Genomic DNA, 14534 nt, shown 5'->3' with positions numbered 1-14534 from the left:
AAGCGCCGCCGTACTTGAGGTCTCCGTCGGCCTCTCCCGCCACGAGATGGCCGTTGCGCAGCCATGCGAAGTCGACGCGGTCGTCCTCTCCCGGCTCTGGACCTCGCACCCATCGCTGCATCTCCGGAACAGGAAAACCGAGCGCCTCGATAACCGTCGCGCTCACGGACTCCAGCGGTGACTCGGCAACCGCCGACGCGCGGTCGAACACGTCGCGTGCGCGACGGCGGCCTCGCGAGGACGGGTGGGTCTCGCTCATCGCCCGCATGCAGCCGGTGGTGAGGTGCGGATCGGCCCGGAGTGCGGCATCGGCCGTCGCACGGGCGACAGCGGGATGCCGTAGTCGTGCGGCATCCACGGCGACTTCGGCACCTGTCGCGACGAGCACACCGCTCACGTCGTCGAACTGCGGCGGGCGTTCGGCGGCATGCAGCCGGACCTCCCCGACGGCGTGCGTCGCTCGTGAGCCGAGGGCGACGGCATGGACGTGCGGCGGTTCGCCGAAGACGGGGAGCCCGCGGAGCGCGGCCGCGGCCTCCCGTACGAAGACGACGTCGGGGTAGACCCGCACGGCCGCATGGACGCGAGCGAGGTAGCGATCCCAAGGCGGCAGATCCCGCCACAGTTGCGCCGGGGCGTACACCCCGCGCATCACGCGAATGAGTTCCCCGCGCCGCACCGCGCGATCGACGTGCGGCTCGCCGCCTCGCGTGATCAACGGCACCGGGCACTCTCGGACATCTGGCGTAGCGATCGCGGTTGGCATGTCGCCATTGCACCCGGCGATGAGTCGCCGCCTCCGCTGCTCACCGCTTTCCGTAGGAGCCGCGCCCGTCTCTCGATGTGGGGAGGAACCCCCGCTCGTCCCGCGAGACACGGTCCGTGCACCGAAACACCGGTGTGCAGCGCGTGTCTCGGTGCGCCGCGCGTGTCTCGCGGACCGGGCGGTGGTCGGTGCGGGCCGGGCGGTGGCCGGCGCGGGAGCATAGGGCCGGTGGGTCAGGCGAAGACGCCGGGCCACCAGGCGGCGGCCAGGGGATAGCCCACGAAGGCGATGACGTCGATGAGGGTGTGCGCGATCACCAGGGGCATCACGCGGCCCCAGCGCTGATAGACCCACCCGAACACGATGCCCATCGCGATGTTGCCGGCGATCGGTCCCCACCCTTGGTAGGCGTGATATGCGCCGCGCAGCGCAGCTGTCGACAGGATGATCGTCCACGTCCCCCATCCGAGCCGCCGCAGACGGTCGAACAGGTAGCCGATGAAGATGACCTCTTCGGTCAGGCCGGCACGCACGGCTGCCAGCAGCAGGAGCGGAATCGTCCACCACGAGGAGTCGAGCGGCGCGGCATCGACCTGCACGGTGATCCCCAGTGCACGCCCGGCGACGTAGAGGCCGAGCCCCGGGATGCCGATGACGGCGACGAGCAGTGCGCCTGCACCGAGGTCCCGTCCGAAGAGGCGAAAGTCCAAGCCGATCCGGCGGAAGGCCGAGAGGCCGGGCTCCCAGAGCAGGTAGATCGCCAGGGCGATGGGGGCGAACGCGAAGAACTGGGCCAGGCACTGGTTGAGGACGTCCCAGAACTGGGCCGCGTTCGCGCCCGGGTTCAAGGAGGTCGACTGGTCTGCCAGGGCCTGGTCGCGCGTCAGCGCCTGGACGAGTGCGAGCACCGAGGAGACCGCCGAGCGCCCCACCGAAAGAGCGAGCACAATGCTGATCTCCCACCACAACCGGGCGCGCTTCCCCCTCAGCCTTGGCAGTTCGGCGGCCCCGGAATCACTCACCTTGTCAGATTGCCATATCCGCCCTGAACTGAGTTAAGGGTCTGTAACGTTTTCCCTAACGGTTTTGATCAACGCTGATCAGAACTTATGGTTTCGGTATCCGCGCCGTGGGTGTTTCACCCGCCTGCGCACCCATCCCTTACCCAGGAGGAAAATTGAAGAAGTCACGCTGGGGAGCACTTGCCGCGGTCACCGCGGCCGGCGCCCTCGCCCTGACGGGCTGCACGGCCAGCGGCGGCGGCAACGCCACCAACGCTGCGCCGACCGGTGGCACCGTCACGATGGCCATCGTGAACGACCTGACGTCGCTGAACAGCAACACGCCGCAGGGCAACCTGGACACCAACGGTCAGTACCAGTACCTGACGGCCGGCGGTTTCCTGTACCCGGACAACAGCTTCAACATCGTCAAGGACGAGTCGTTCGGCACGTTCGAGAAGACCTCGGACGACCCCCTGACGGTCAAGTACACCCTCAACAAGGACCTGAAGTGGTCGGACGGCGAGCCCATCACCGCCGATGACATGGTCTTGGGCTGGGCCATCGGCTCGGGCTACTACGACTCTGCCACCACGGACGCGGACGGGAACGTCACCTCGGGTACGCAGTATTTCCAGCTCGCGGGCTCGACGGCAGGTCTGGACTCCACGTCGTTCCCGGTCGTCGGTGACGACAACCGTTCCATCACGCTGACCTATGCGAAGCCGTACGTGGACTGGGACATCCTGTTCGGTGTCGGTCAGGGCGGCCTCACGACGCCGGCTCACGTCGTCGCCAAGAAGGCCGGCCTCGCGTCGGCGGCCGACCTGACGGCGCTGCTGAAGAGCCTGCCGCACGGCGACAAGTCCGCTCCGGCGGCTGCGAACGACACCCTGAAGAAGGCTGCGGACTTCGTCAACACGGGCTACGACATCACGTCGTTCCCGACCGACAAGGACCTTCTCGTCTCCTCGGGTCCCTGGGTGCTGTCGGCGTGGACTCCGGGTCAGTCGCTCACCTTCGAGCACAACCCGAACTACAAGGGCGCTCTCGCCCCGAAGATCGACAAGCTCGTCATGCGTGTCATCGGTGACGCCGCCGCGCAGGTCACCGCCCTGCAGAACGGCGAGGTCGACCTCGTCTACCCGCAGGCGTCCGCCGACACGAAGAAGTCCCTCGAGGCCGTCTCCGGCGCCCAGGTCATGACCGGTGACCAGGTCTCCTACGACCACCTCGACCTGAACTTCGGCTCCGAGGTGTTCAAGGACCCGACCGTCCGCGAGGCCTTCCTCCTCACGATCCCGCGTCAGCAGATCCTCGACGCGATCGTCACGCCGGTCAACCCCGACGCCAAGGTCCTCGACTCGCAGCTGTGGCTGCCGAGCCAGTCGGAGTACGCGACCACCGTCGCCCAGAACGGCTCGGACAAGTACGACCCGTCCAAGCTCGACGCGAACGTCGCCAAGGCCAAGGAGCTCCTCGCCGGCAAGACGCCGACCGTGAAGATCCTCTACAACACGAAGAACCCGAACCGCGTGGACGAATTCCAGGCGATCCAGTCCTCCGCAGCCAAGGCCGGCTTCCAGGTCGTCGACGGTGGCGACCCCAAGTGGTCGACCCTGCTGTCGGCGGGCAACTACGACGCGTCGCTGTTCGGGTGGATCTCCCCGGGTATCGGCACGGCGCAGATCCCGCAGCTGTTCTCGACCGACGGTGGTGGAAACTACAACAAGTTCACCGCCGCGAACGACGATGCGATCGCCACGCAGACGACGCTCGACAAGGACAAGCTGACGCAGCTCATGCTGAGCATCGACAAGACGGCGTTCACCGAGGGCTACGGCCTGCCCCTCTTCCAGGCGCCCGGCATCTACGGCGTCTCCAGCAAGCTGGACGGCGTGAAGTACATGGGCAACCAGACCGGTCCGATCTGGAACAACTGGGAGTGGTCCGTCAAGCAGAGCACCAACACCAAGTAGTACCCACGCCAGGGTGGCGTCTACGGTAGATCCCGAAGGCGCCACCCTGGCCCCTGTCTGTCAACCGATGGGCGAGGCGATCGCAACCCGATGCCGCCCGCCCGTCGCACGTCGAAGTGAGTGACCTTTGGTCGGTTTCATTCTCCGTAGGGTCGGTGTGTCGATCCTCATCCTCCTCGCGGCATCCTTCGTGATGTTCAATCTCGTCGCTCTGTCGACGGATCCCCTCGAGGACCTCCGCTCTTCCAACAACCCGAACAAGCAGCAGCTGATCGAAGCGCGAATTCAGCTCGCCAACCTGGACGTCGCGCCTCCGCTTCGCTGGGCGATGTGGGTCGGCGGCGCCGCCAAGTGCCTCATCCCCTTCGCGAACGCCTGCGACCTGGGCACCACCTTCCAGGGCGCCCCCGTCACCGACGTCCTGCCGATCGCGATGGTGTCCACCATCCAGATGGTCACGGCGGCGCTGCTGCTGGCCATCCTCTTCGGCATCTCCACCGGAATCCTGTCGGCTCTGCGCGAGAACAGCGGCTTCGACGTGTCGTTCACCGTCCTGAGCCTGTTCCTGTACTCGCTGCCCTCGTTCCTGGCCGCCGCGCTTCTCAAGAACTTCGTCGCCATCGGCTTCAACGACTTCCTGCAAGACCCAGTGATCCCGATCGTCGTCGCCGTGATCGTCGGTATCGTCGTGGCATTGATCGTGCAGGCGGTCGTCGGCGGCGATGCCCGCCGTCGCATCACCTCCGGCGGGACGAGCTTCGTGCTCACCACGGGTCTTCTGCTCTACATGAGCGTCACCGGCTGGTTCCTGACACCCGGGTTCGGTCCCGTCGGGATCATCGTGCTGAGCGCCGGCGCTGCTCTGGGCGTCACCGTGCTGATCGCCGGCATCCATCAGCGCCGTGCGCTGCTGACCGCCGGCATCGTCGCCGTCGCCGGCATCATCAGCTACTTCGCGCTGCAGGGCCTGTTCGACGTCTCGACGTTCGCCACCATCGGCATCCTCTTCGTCGTGGCACTGGCCGTCGGCTTCGCCGCCGGCTTCTTCGTCGGCGGCGACGATCGCGCGCAGAACATGCGCATCGGCGTGCTCGTCGCTGTCATCATCAGCGTCATCATCCTCATCGACCGGTTCATGCAGTCCTTCCCCGGCTACATGGAGGACATGAACGGACGCCCGATCGCCACGGTCGGCTCCTCGACGCCGGGATACGCTCCCGACAACATGTGGCGCGTCGGTCTGGACGTCTTCTTCCACCTGCTGCTTCCGACGATCTCGCTGCTGACGATCTCGTTCGCGGGGTACACGCGTTATGCCCGCGCCGGCATGATCGAGGTGCTCAGCCAGGACTACGTGCGCACCGCCCGAGCCAAGGGCATGCCCGAGCGGGTGGTGGTCGTCCGCCACGCATTCCGCAACGTGCTGATCCCGATCACGACGCTCGTGGCGACCGACCTCGGCGGGCTGCTCGGTGGAGCCATCATCACGGAGTTCATCTTCGCGATCCCCGGTATGGGTGCGCTCTTCCAGCGCTCGCTGGGTCCCGGTGACCTGTACCCGGTGATGGGCTACTTCATCGTCATCGCCTTCATGGCCATTCTGTTCAACTTCCTTGCCGATCTCGCGTACGCGGCACTCGACCCGAGAGTGAGGGTGCGCTGATGTCCAGCACCATCTCCGAAACCCCCGGCGACGTCGAAGAGCGCTCGATCAGTCAGAGCCGGATCATCTGGCGCCGTTTCCTCTCCCAGAAGGTCGGCCTCATCGCCGCCATCGTCCTGCTGGCGGTCGTGGCCTTCGCCACGAGCGCCGTCGGGCTCGGCCCGATTCCCGGCTGGTGGAAGTACAACTGGTACGACCTGTCGAACAGCGTCAACGGCGGAGAGCCGACTCTGAGCCTGTTCCCGTTCTCGCTCGGCGACCACCCCTTCGGTCAGGACCGCATCGGGCGCGACTATTTCGCGATGACCATGCGCGGCATCCAGAACTCGTTCGTGGCCATGGTGCTGATCACGGGCATCGCGCTGATCGTGGGTGTCACGGTGGGCGCGATCGCGGGCTACTTCCGCGGCTGGGTCGACGCGGTGCTCATGCGCCTGACCGACGTCTTCATCGTGATCCCCGCCATCGTGATCGCCGCCGTCGTCGGTAACTGGGCCGGCGCGGTCGGCGTATGGGTCTTGGGCTCCATGCTCGGGTTCTTCAGCTGGATGGTGATCGCGCGTCTCGTCCGCGGTGAGTTCCTCTCGCTGCGCGAACGTGAGTTCGTCGAGGCTGCCCGCGTGGCCGGCGCCTCCGATGCCCGCATCATCTTCCGGCACATCCTCCCGAACGCTACCGGTGTGATCATCGTGTCGGGATCGCTCCTGGCAGCCGGTGCCATCCTGCTCGAGGCGGCGATCTCGCTTCTCGGCTACGGCATCCGCTCTCCTGACGTCTCGCTGGGTCTGCTCATCGGTGTCAACCAGTCGGCCTTCACCGTGCGGCCGTGGCTGTTCTGGTGGCCGGCGCTGTTCATCGTCACGCTGGCACTGTCGGCGAACATCTTCGGCGATGCCCTCCGCGAGGCCTTCGACCCGCGCAGCCGTCGGTTCTCCCGTCGTCGCACGAAGGAGCGCGCCGACGGTATCGAGCCCGATGTCGCCGCTCCGACGAGCCTGATGGATGCCGCGGCGCAGAACCCGCGCACCGGCACGCCGACCCTGCAGGATCCGGAGTAAGACCGGATGCCGTCAGAGGTTCAGCAGCGCCGGAACGGTCGCCGCGGCCAGCAGCAGGCTCAGCGCGAGGGCGGTGACGTGCACGTGCACGCGCGCGCGGTCGCTTCCCGCGCGGCCCAGGGGGATGGCCTCGCTCTCCACGAGCCGATGCCATGCTCCCCGGATGATGTACGCGGCGTCACCGGAATCGGTGCCGAGGGCGTCGGACTTGCGCAGGACGCCGCCCTTCTGGTCGGGTCCGAGGCTGTCACGCCCTCCGCGCGGCATGGTGAGTGCGCCGGCTGCGGGCGCCGCGGACGATCGATATCGACGCGAGGGCGTCACCACGGTCAGCGCGAAGCGGGTGTCGATGTCGACGACCATCGTCCACGGGACGGTCGTGGTCGCGTAGGGGTTCACGAGCGTGATGGACTTCTCGTCCCAGATGATGCGCGGACGCCAGAACAGCTCGCCCACCAGCAGCGCGATCAGCGCCAGCGGCACCAAAGCCCACAGCTGCTGCGTCGACCGGGTCGCGCCGAGCAGAACCACCAGCGCCGCGCCGGCGGTCACAGCCACCCATGCGCCGATCGCGATCACGGTGTCCGTGGTCGATCGGTACAGGCGCACGTCATCCGTCATCACCCCATCGTCGCATCTCGGATCACGAGTCCGTTCGCACGCACAACAGAAGGAACCCGCCGATGAGAACCTCCCGCGGCATGCTGCCCACCACCGAGGCGCACCAGCCCGAGCGCGGCCCGGTGCTCGAGGTCACCGACCTCAACGTCGACTTCGGCGTCGACGGGTACTGGGTGCCCGCCGCACGTCACGTCTCCTACTCGATCGCTGCCGGCGAAGTGCTCGCCATCGTGGGTGAGTCCGGGTCGGGAAAGAGCGTCTCGTCGATGTCGCTGCTGGGCCTGCTGCCGAAGAACTCCCGCGTGAGCGGCAGTGCGAAGCTGGCTGGCCGCGAGCTCATCGGCATGAAGCCTCGGGAGATGCAGGAGATCCGCGGCAACCAGATCTCGATGATCTTCCAGGAGCCCATGACGGCGTTGAACCCGGTCCTGACGGTCGGGTTCCAGATCGTGGAGACGTTGCGCCAGCACTTCGGCGTGTCTCCGGCGGAGGCCAAGGCGCGGGCCGTCGAGCTTCTGACGCTGGTCGAGCTTCCCGACCCGCAGAAAGCCTTCGACTCGTACCCGCACCAGCTGTCCGGCGGCCAGCGTCAGCGCGCGATGATCGCGCAGTCGCTGTCGTGCGACCCGCTGCTGCTGGTCGCGGACGAGCCGACGACCGCGCTCGATGTGACCGTTCAGGCGGAGATCCTCGAGCTCATGCGAAAGCTCCAGGACCGTCTCGGCTCGGCCATCCTGCTGATTACGCACGACATGGGCGTCGTCGCCGACATGGCCGACCGCATCGTCGTGATGCGTCAGGGCGACATCGTCGAGACCGGCACGGTCGCGAGCGTCTTCGCCGACCCGCAGCATCCGTATACGAAGGCGCTGCTGTCGGCGGTGCCGCGCATCACCACCGAGGATCTGCAGGCTCCCGATGCTGCCACCCCGTCCACTCCCGTGGTGGTGTCGTTCGACGACGTCGCGATCGAGTATCCGAAGCGCGGTCGGGTGCCGGCTTTCCGTGCGGCCGACCACATCGACCTGAAGATCTACCAGGGTGAGGTGCTGGGCCTGGTCGGCGAGTCCGGCTCGGGCAAGACGACGATCGGTCGCGCCACGATCGGTCTGCTGCCCATCCACTCCGGACGCCTGACCGTGGCCGGAATGGATATCTCGAAAGCGAACCGCGAGCAGCTGCACGCCCTCCACCACGAGGTGGGCATCGTCTTCCAGGATCCGTCGAGCTCGCTGAACCCTCGGATGACCATCGGCGATTCGATCGCCGAGCCGATCAAGCTGTCCGAGAAGATCAAGGGCGCGCCCCTCGACAAGCGCGTGCGAGCGCTGTTGGACTCCGTGCGACTGCCGCGCGATTATGCATCTCGTTACCCGCACGAGCTCTCCGGTGGGCAGAAGCAGCGCGTGGGCATCGCCCGCGCCCTCGCTCTCAACCCGAAGGTCCTGGTCGCCGATGAGCCCACGAGCGCCCTCGACGTCTCCGTGCAGGCCACGGTTCTGGAGCTGTTGAAGGATCTGCAGCGTGAGCGCGGGTTCGCCTGCCTGTTCATCAGCCACGACCTCGCCGTCATCGATGAGCTGGCCGACCGGATCGCGGTCATGCGCCACGGCGCTCTCGTCGAGGTCGGCACCCGCGACCAGATCATGCGTCGCCCGCAGCAGGCCTACACCAAGCGTCTTCTGGCAGCCGTGCCGGTGCCCGACCCCGACATCCAGCGTGAGCGCCGTGACAAGCGTCTGGCTGATCTCGCCGCCGGTGTGGACGCCGATGAGACACCGGGGGATGCCGCCGCGCACGCCTGAGAGAGGTGCGCGGAGCGCGGAGGAGGACGCCGCGGCATCCGGCTTGTAGAATGGGAGGCGCTCTGCTCGGAGCGTCTCCCTTTCTCGTTAGGTCATTTCATGGCGCACGCCCTCCGTCCGGATCTCCGTAACGTCGCGATCGTCGCGCACGTCGACCACGGCAAGACCACGCTCGTGGACGCGATGCTCCGTCAGACCGGCTCCTTCGGCTCCCACGAGCACATGGAGGAGCGGGCGATGGACTCGAACGATCTTGAGCGCGAGAAGGGCATCACGATCCTCGCGAAGAACACGGCGATCACCTACAACGGTCTGCACACCGAGGTGCCGGTCACGATCAACGTCATCGACACCCCCGGTCACGCCGACTTCGGCGGCGAGGTCGAGCGCGGGCTTTCGATGGTCGACGGCGTCGTCCTGCTGGTGGATGCCTCGGAGGGCCCCCTGCCGCAGACGCGCTTCGTCCTCCGCAAGGCGCTCGAGGCGAAGCTTCCGGTCATCCTGCTGGTCAACAAGACCGACCGCCCCGACGCGCGCATCGCGGAGGTCGAGGAGGAGGCCCACGACCTGCTGCTGGGGCTCGCTGGCGACCTCGTTGACGACGTGCCCGACCTCGACATCGATGCGCTGCTGGACGTCCCGGTCGTGTACGCGTCCGGTCGTGCCGGCGCCGCCTCGCGCAACCGGCCCGCGAACGGCGAGCTGCCGGACAACGACGACCTCGAGCCGCTGTTCGAGGCCATCCTCGAGCACGTCCCGGCTCCGGCCTACGACGACGACGCGCCCTTGCAGGCGTGGGTCACCAACCTCGACTCGAGCCCCTTCCTGGGACGTCTCGCGCTCCTGCGCGTGTTCAACGGGACGCTGAAGAAGGGTCAGACCGTCGCCTGGGTGCGCTCCGACGGCACCACCAGCAACGCCCGGGTCACCGAGCTGCTGAAGACCCGCGCGCTGGAGCGCTACCCCGCCGAGGACGCCGGTCCCGGAGACATCGTGGCCATCGCCGGCTTCCCCGACATCACGATCGGGGAGACGATCGCCGATCCCGAGGATGTGCGTCCACTGCCGGCCATCACCGTCGACGACCCGGCCATCTCGATGACGATCGGCACCAACACCTCGCCCCTCATGGGCAAGGTGAAGGGTCACAAGCTGACCGCGCGCATGGTCAAGGATCGCCTCGACCGCGAGCTCATCGGCAATGTCTCGCTCAAGGTCGTCGACATCGGTCGCCCCGATGCGTGGGAGGTGCAGGGTCGCGGTGAGCTGGCTCTCGCGATCCTCGTCGAGAACATGCGCCGTGAGGGCTTCGAGCTGACCGTCGGCAAGCCCCAGGTCGTCACCAAGCGCGGTGAGGACGGCAAGCTGAAGGAGCCCTTCGAGCACCTCACGATCGACGCCCCGGAGGAGCACCTCGGCGCGATCACGCAGCTCATGGCGGCGCGCAAGGGCCGCATGGACAACATGACGAACCACGGCACCGGTTGGGTGCGCATGGAGTTCGTGGTGCCCTCGCGCGGCCTGATCGGCTTCCGCAGCGAGTTCCTCACGATCACCCGCGGCACCGGCATCGCCAACGCGATCTCGCACGGCTACGACGACTGGGCGGGCCAGATCACGACGCGCCAGAACGGCTCGATCGTCGCCGACCGGATGGGTGTCGTGACCCCGTTCGCGATGATCGCGCTCCAGGAGCGCATGAGCTTCTTCGTGCAGCCGACCGAAGAGGTCTACGAGGGCATGGTCATCGGCGAGAACTCGCGCGCCGATGACATGGACGTGAACATCACGAAGGAGAAGAAGCTCACGAACATGCGTTCGTCGACCTCCGACTCCTTCGAATCGATGACGCCGCCGCGCGTGCTCACGCTCGAGGAGTCGCTGGAGTTCGCCCGCGACGACGAATGCGTCGAGGTCACGCCCGAGAAGGTGCGCATCCGCAAGGTGGTGCTCGACGCGACCGAGCGCGGCCGTGCGGCGTCCCGGGCAAAGCGCCAGGACGGCAACTGACCGACACCCTCCCACGGTTCGTCGAGCCGCCACGCTTAGCCCAAGCCGCATCCGCGCGCAGGGCGGGGCCGTGGCGGTTCGTCGTCTGCGGGCTCGGGTTCGAGATAGTGGTGGGCGCGATCAGCGCACCTCGGAGACGAGGACGGCGCGAGTGCCGGCGCTGAGCGCGGCGAAGACGTGCGGCGCGTCCCCGCGGTAGCGCAGGTAGTCGCCCGGCGCCAGCTCGATCGGCGCATCGGCGGGCCCCACCAGCGCCGACCCACTGATCAGTACGACGTGCTCGACCGTGCCCACCGTGTGCGGCAGCGAGGATCGGGGCTCATCCGGCTCGACGCGCAGGAGGTAGAGGTCGCTGCGTGCGTGCGGAGCTCCGGCGGCGAGGAGCACCGCCTCGTAGGTCGCATCGGCCGCACGGATGCCGTCGGCAGCTCCGCTGCGGATCAGCGTTGGCGTGTCGTCGGGCTCGTCGACGAAGACGGAGAACGGCACGCCGAGCGCCGTCGCAACGGCCCACAGCGTTTCGACGCTGGGATTGGCCGTGCCCGACTCGAGCTGTGACACCGTCGCCTTGCTCACGCCCGCCCGCCGCGCGAGCTCAGCGGCGGTGAGTCCGGCGCGTTCACGCTCACGGCGCAGCACGCGGGAAATGCGTCGTCCCAGTTCTTCCATGGCGTTCAGTATGACAAACGTTCGTTCGGTTTGACGAACAGGTGGACGGTCGGGAGGATGGTGAGCATGGATGCCGCCGCTGAGCCCGCTGACGCGGTGCGTCGCGCGCGGCGCGAGGCTGTGGGCGTCGCCGTCGCGACGAGCGCCTACGGTGTCTCGTTCGGCGCTCTGGCCGTCGCCTCCGGTCTTGACGTGTGGCAGACGTGCGTGCTGAGCCTGCTGATGTTCACCGGGGGATCGCAGTTCGCGTTCGCGGGCGTTCTCGGCGCGGGAGGGCTCGCCGCCGCGCCCGCGGCGATCGCTTCGGCCGCGCTGCTCGGCGTGCGCAACGTCGCCTATGGACTGCGCATGGCCCCGGTGGTCGGGCACGGCTGGCGCCGCCTCGTGGCGCCCCAGGTCACGATCGACGAGTCCACGGCGGTCGCTCTGGCTCACGGAGACCCCGCGGCGCGCCGAACGGGCTTCTGGATCACGGGCGTCGGCATCTACGTCGGGTGGAACATCTCGACACTCGGCGGTGCGCTGCTCGGCGACGTCCTCGGTGATCCTCGCACCTACGGGCTGGACGCGGCTGCGGCTGCGGCCTTCCTGGCGCTGCTGTGGCCACGTCTGCGTCGCCGCCAAGCGGTCGCGGTCGGCGTCGCCGCAGCGGTTGTGGCCACCGCGCTCACACCCGTGCTCATGCCCGGCCTTCCCGTGCTGGTCGCCGCCGTGGTCGCCATCGCCGTCGGCTGGACCAATGCGTTCGCGGGTCGCGCATCATGACGACGTGGACGGCAGTGCTCGCGGCATCCTTCGCCTGCCTGGCGCTGAAGGTGTTGGGGTACGCGATTCCTGCGCGATGGTTCGGCTCGGCCCGCGCCGAGCGTTCGATCGACCTGCTGACGGTGGCGCTGCTGGCTGCGCTCGTCGCCGTGCAGACCCTGGGGGCCGGCCCGCAGATCGTCGCCGATGCGCGGGTGCCGGCGATCGTCGCCGCCGCCGGGCTGCTCATGCTGCGCGCCCCCTTCCTGATCGTCGTCATCGCGGCGGCGCTCGTGGCTGCGGTGCTCCGGGCGCTGGGGTGGGCCACGTAGAATCGCGGCGTGAGAATCGCACGGATCGGGAGCTGGGCCGTCGCCGCGGTGATCGGCCTCTTCTACGGGGCCGCCGGGACCATCGGTCAGTCCGCGCTGTGGGGCCCGGTGCCTCTGGGGCTCATCGTCGCCGTGATCGGCACCGGCGCACTGCTGCTGGCGGTGCGGGTGCTGACCGGTGACCGCTGGGCGGCATTGGCAACAGGTCTGGGCGTCATGCTGACGACGCTCGTGCTGTCCGGACGCGGCCCGGGCGGATCGGTCGTGGTTCCGGCGCCCGCCGACGGCCAACTCTCCACGGGAGTGATCTGGACGGTGGCCGTGCCCGTGATGGTGGCCGTCGTCGTGGCCTGGCCGCGCCTGTCCCCCCGCGCAACGACCCCGTCGGGGTCGGCTTTTCACGACCACGGTGCGAGCACGAACTAGACTCGACACGTGACATATGTGATCGCGTTGCCCTGCGTGGATGTGAAGGATCGTGCCTGCATCGACGAATGCCCCGTCGACTGCATCTACGAGGGCGAGCGCTCGCTCTACATCCACCCGGACGAGTGCGTGGACTGCGGCGCGTGTGAGCCGGTGTGCCCCGTCGAGGCGATCTACTACGAAGACGACCTGCCGGCCGAGTGGCAGGACTACTACACGGCCAACGTCGAGTTCTTCGACGACATCGGCTCGCCCGGCGGTGCCGCCAAGGTCGGTGTGATCGCCAAGGATCACCCGGTCATCTCGGCCCTCCCGCCACAGACGCACTGATGGCCGTCCGCGACCTCGACGATTACCCCTGGGATGCCGTCGCTCCCTTCGCCGCGCGGGCGCGCGTGCACCCGGGCGGCATCGTGGATCTTTCCATCGGTTCTCCCGTCGACCCCACGCCGGAGGTCGTCGCGGCGGCGTTGCGTGACGCCACGGATGCGCACGCCTATCCGCAGACCGTCGGCACCGCGGCCCTGCGCTCCGCCATCACGGCCTGGTATGGCCGGCGGCGCGCCGTGCCTGGCCTCAGCGTCGACGAGGTCCTCCCGACGGTCGGCTCGAAGGAACTCGTCGCGCTTCTGCCGTTGCTGATGGACCTCGGCGCCGGCGACATCGTCGTCCACCCCCGCGCCGCGTACCCCACCTACGAGGTCGGGGCGAAGCTGGTGGGGGCGACGCCCCTCGCCGCGGACGATCCCGCACAGTGGCCCGTGGGCACGCGCCTGGTGTGGCTCAACACCCCCGGCAATCCGGACGGACGTGTGCTCGGCGTCGACGAGTTGCGTGCCGCCGTCACGCGTGCGCGGGATCTGGGCGCCGTCATCGTCAGTGACGAGTGCTACGCGGAGCTCGGGTGGGACGGGCCCTGGGCAGACGCTCCGATCCCCAGCATCCTCGATCCGCGCGTCGTCGGACAAGACCGACGCGACGTGCTGTCGGTGTACTCGCTCAGCAAGCAGTCCAATCTCGCCGGATACCGTGCCGCCTTCCTCGCCGGCGACGCCGACCTCGTGTCGCGGCTGCTGACAGCACGCAAACACCTCGGTCTCATGCTCCCCGGGCCCGTTCAGAGCGCGATGACGGCTGCGCTGGCCGACGACACCCACGTGGCCGCGCAGCGCGAGCGCTATCGCGCGCGTCGGGAAGTGCTCCGCCCGGCTCTCGTGGCGGCGGGATTCCGCATCGATCATTCCGAGGGCGGCCTGTATCTCTGGGCCACCGAGGGCGTCGACGCATGGAAGACCATGGACCGCCTCGCCGATCTCGGCATCCTGGCCGGGCCGGGCCACTTCTACGGCGCACATTTCCCCGAGCACGTCCGCTTCTCGCTGACGGCGACCGACGAGCGGATCCGGGCAGCGGCGCAACGGCTGGCGCCGACGTCGTAGGTTTCCTCCTACGAACTGGCT

The 14534-nt window shown here is 68.1% G+C and carries 14 protein-coding genes; 10 read left to right on the top strand and 4 right to left on the bottom strand.

The window, feature by feature from the left end; all coding sequences use genetic code 11:
* The coding region (locus BGN98_RS08010; protein ID WP_288120677.1) for a hypothetical protein at positions 1–724 on the bottom strand (724 nt) is incomplete at its 3' end.
* 275 nt (positions 725–999) lie between these two features.
* Complete coding sequence (locus BGN98_RS08005; RefSeq protein ID WP_036284946.1) at positions 1000–1788, bottom strand: CPBP family intramembrane glutamic endopeptidase; 789 nt, start codon at positions 1786–1788, stop codon at positions 1000–1002.
* Positions 1789–1943: 155 nt separating this feature from the next.
* Between BGN98_RS08005 and BGN98_RS08000 the strand changes: the two genes are divergently transcribed.
* The 3 genes from BGN98_RS08000 (at position 1944) to BGN98_RS07990 (ending at position 6467) form a co-directional block, all read left to right on the top strand.
* Positions 1944–3746 carry an ABC transporter family substrate-binding protein gene (locus tag BGN98_RS08000; protein WP_036284943.1) on the top strand — a complete coding sequence of 601 codons (1803 nt, stop codon included), beginning with the start codon at positions 1944–1946 and terminating at the stop codon, positions 3744–3746.
* 157 nt (positions 3747–3903) lie between these two features.
* Positions 3904–5409, top strand: a complete 1506-nt coding sequence (locus tag BGN98_RS07995; RefSeq protein WP_005053712.1) for an ABC transporter permease — start codon at positions 3904–3906, stop codon at positions 5407–5409.
* Positions 5409–6467 (top strand): ABC transporter permease, encoded by a 1059-nt coding sequence (locus tag BGN98_RS07990; protein WP_005053710.1) that lies wholly within the window; start codon positions 5409–5411, stop codon positions 6465–6467. Before BGN98_RS07995 ends, BGN98_RS07990 begins: the two co-directional genes overlap by 1 nt.
* Positions 6468–6479: 12 nt before the next feature.
* On the opposite strand, the gene BGN98_RS07985 is transcribed toward BGN98_RS07990, so the two are convergent.
* Positions 6480–7088: an integral membrane protein gene (locus BGN98_RS07985; RefSeq protein ID WP_005053708.1), complete on the bottom strand. Its 609-nt coding sequence runs from the start codon at positions 7086–7088 to the stop codon at positions 6480–6482.
* A 62-nt stretch (positions 7089–7150) separates the two neighbouring features.
* On the opposite strand from BGN98_RS07985, the gene BGN98_RS07980 reads away from it, so the two are divergent.
* Both BGN98_RS07980 and typA read left to right on the top strand, forming a co-directional pair.
* Entirely contained in the window at positions 7151–8893 is a 1743-nt protein-coding gene (locus BGN98_RS07980; RefSeq protein WP_005053705.1) for an ABC transporter ATP-binding protein, read from the top strand.
* 99 nt (positions 8894–8992) lie between these two features.
* Entirely contained in the window at positions 8993–10903 is a 1911-nt protein-coding gene (gene typA, locus BGN98_RS07975) for a translational GTPase TypA (protein WP_005053703.1), read from the top strand.
* Between the two features lie 120 nt (positions 10904–11023).
* On the opposite strand, the gene BGN98_RS07970 is transcribed toward typA, so the two are convergent.
* Positions 11024–11572 (bottom strand): helix-turn-helix domain-containing protein, encoded by a 549-nt coding sequence (locus BGN98_RS07970; RefSeq protein ID WP_005053701.1) that lies wholly within the window; start codon positions 11570–11572, stop codon positions 11024–11026.
* A gap of 66 nt (positions 11573–11638) precedes the next feature.
* On the opposite strand from BGN98_RS07970, the gene BGN98_RS07965 reads away from it, so the two are divergent.
* From BGN98_RS07965 to dapC, 5 genes are read left to right on the top strand one after another with little or no spacing between them, the layout of a single operon-like run.
* Positions 11639–12337, top strand: a complete 699-nt coding sequence (locus tag BGN98_RS07965) for an AzlC family ABC transporter permease (RefSeq protein ID WP_005053699.1) — start codon at positions 11639–11641, stop codon at positions 12335–12337.
* Positions 12334–12648, top strand: a complete 315-nt coding sequence (locus BGN98_RS07960; protein ID WP_036284922.1) for an AzlD domain-containing protein — start codon at positions 12334–12336, stop codon at positions 12646–12648. The genes BGN98_RS07965 and BGN98_RS07960 overlap by 4 nt, the downstream gene beginning before the upstream one ends.
* Positions 12649–12657: 9 nt before the next feature.
* Positions 12658–13074 carry a hypothetical protein gene (locus BGN98_RS07955; RefSeq protein WP_036284919.1) on the top strand — a complete coding sequence of 139 codons (417 nt, stop codon included), beginning with the start codon at positions 12658–12660 and terminating at the stop codon, positions 13072–13074.
* Between the two features lie 9 nt (positions 13075–13083).
* Positions 13084–13404 carry a ferredoxin gene (gene fdxA / locus BGN98_RS07950; protein ID WP_005053693.1) on the top strand — a complete coding sequence of 107 codons (321 nt, stop codon included), beginning with the start codon at positions 13084–13086 and terminating at the stop codon, positions 13402–13404.
* Positions 13404–14513: a succinyldiaminopimelate transaminase gene (dapC, locus tag BGN98_RS07945; RefSeq protein ID WP_036284917.1), complete on the top strand. Its 1110-nt coding sequence runs from the start codon at positions 13404–13406 to the stop codon at positions 14511–14513. Before fdxA ends, dapC begins: the two co-directional genes overlap by 1 nt.
* Positions 14514–14534 lie beyond the last annotated feature (21 nt).

The organism is Microbacterium sp. 69-7 (assembly GCF_001897985.1).
Lineage (GTDB): Bacteria > Actinomycetota > Actinomycetes > Actinomycetales > Microbacteriaceae > Microbacterium > Microbacterium laevaniformans.
Note: the sequence above shows the minus strand (reverse complement) of the source record. Positions and strands in the feature narration are given on the sequence as shown.

Excerpts from the sequence above, each read along its gene's own strand:
- BGN98_RS07990 (WP_005053710.1), top strand. The coding sequence starts at position 5,409 with ATGTCCAGCACCATCTCCGAAACCCCCGGCGACGTCGAAGAGCGCTCG.
- BGN98_RS07985 (WP_005053708.1), bottom strand. The coding sequence starts at position 7,088 with ATGACGGATGACGTGCGCCTGTACCGATCGACCACGGACACCGTGATC.
- BGN98_RS07980 (WP_005053705.1), top strand. The coding sequence starts at position 7,151 with ATGAGAACCTCCCGCGGCATGCTGCCCACCACCGAGGCGCACCAGCCC.
- typA (WP_005053703.1), top strand. The coding sequence starts at position 8,993 with ATGGCGCACGCCCTCCGTCCGGATCTCCGTAACGTCGCGATCGTCGCG.
- BGN98_RS07970 (WP_005053701.1), bottom strand. The coding sequence starts at position 11,572 with ATGGAAGAACTGGGACGACGCATTTCCCGCGTGCTGCGCCGTGAGCGT.
- BGN98_RS07965 (WP_005053699.1), top strand. The coding sequence starts at position 11,639 with ATGGATGCCGCCGCTGAGCCCGCTGACGCGGTGCGTCGCGCGCGGCGC.
- BGN98_RS07960 (WP_036284922.1), top strand. The coding sequence starts at position 12,334 with ATGACGACGTGGACGGCAGTGCTCGCGGCATCCTTCGCCTGCCTGGCG.
- dapC (WP_036284917.1), top strand. The coding sequence starts at position 13,404 with ATGGCCGTCCGCGACCTCGACGATTACCCCTGGGATGCCGTCGCTCCC.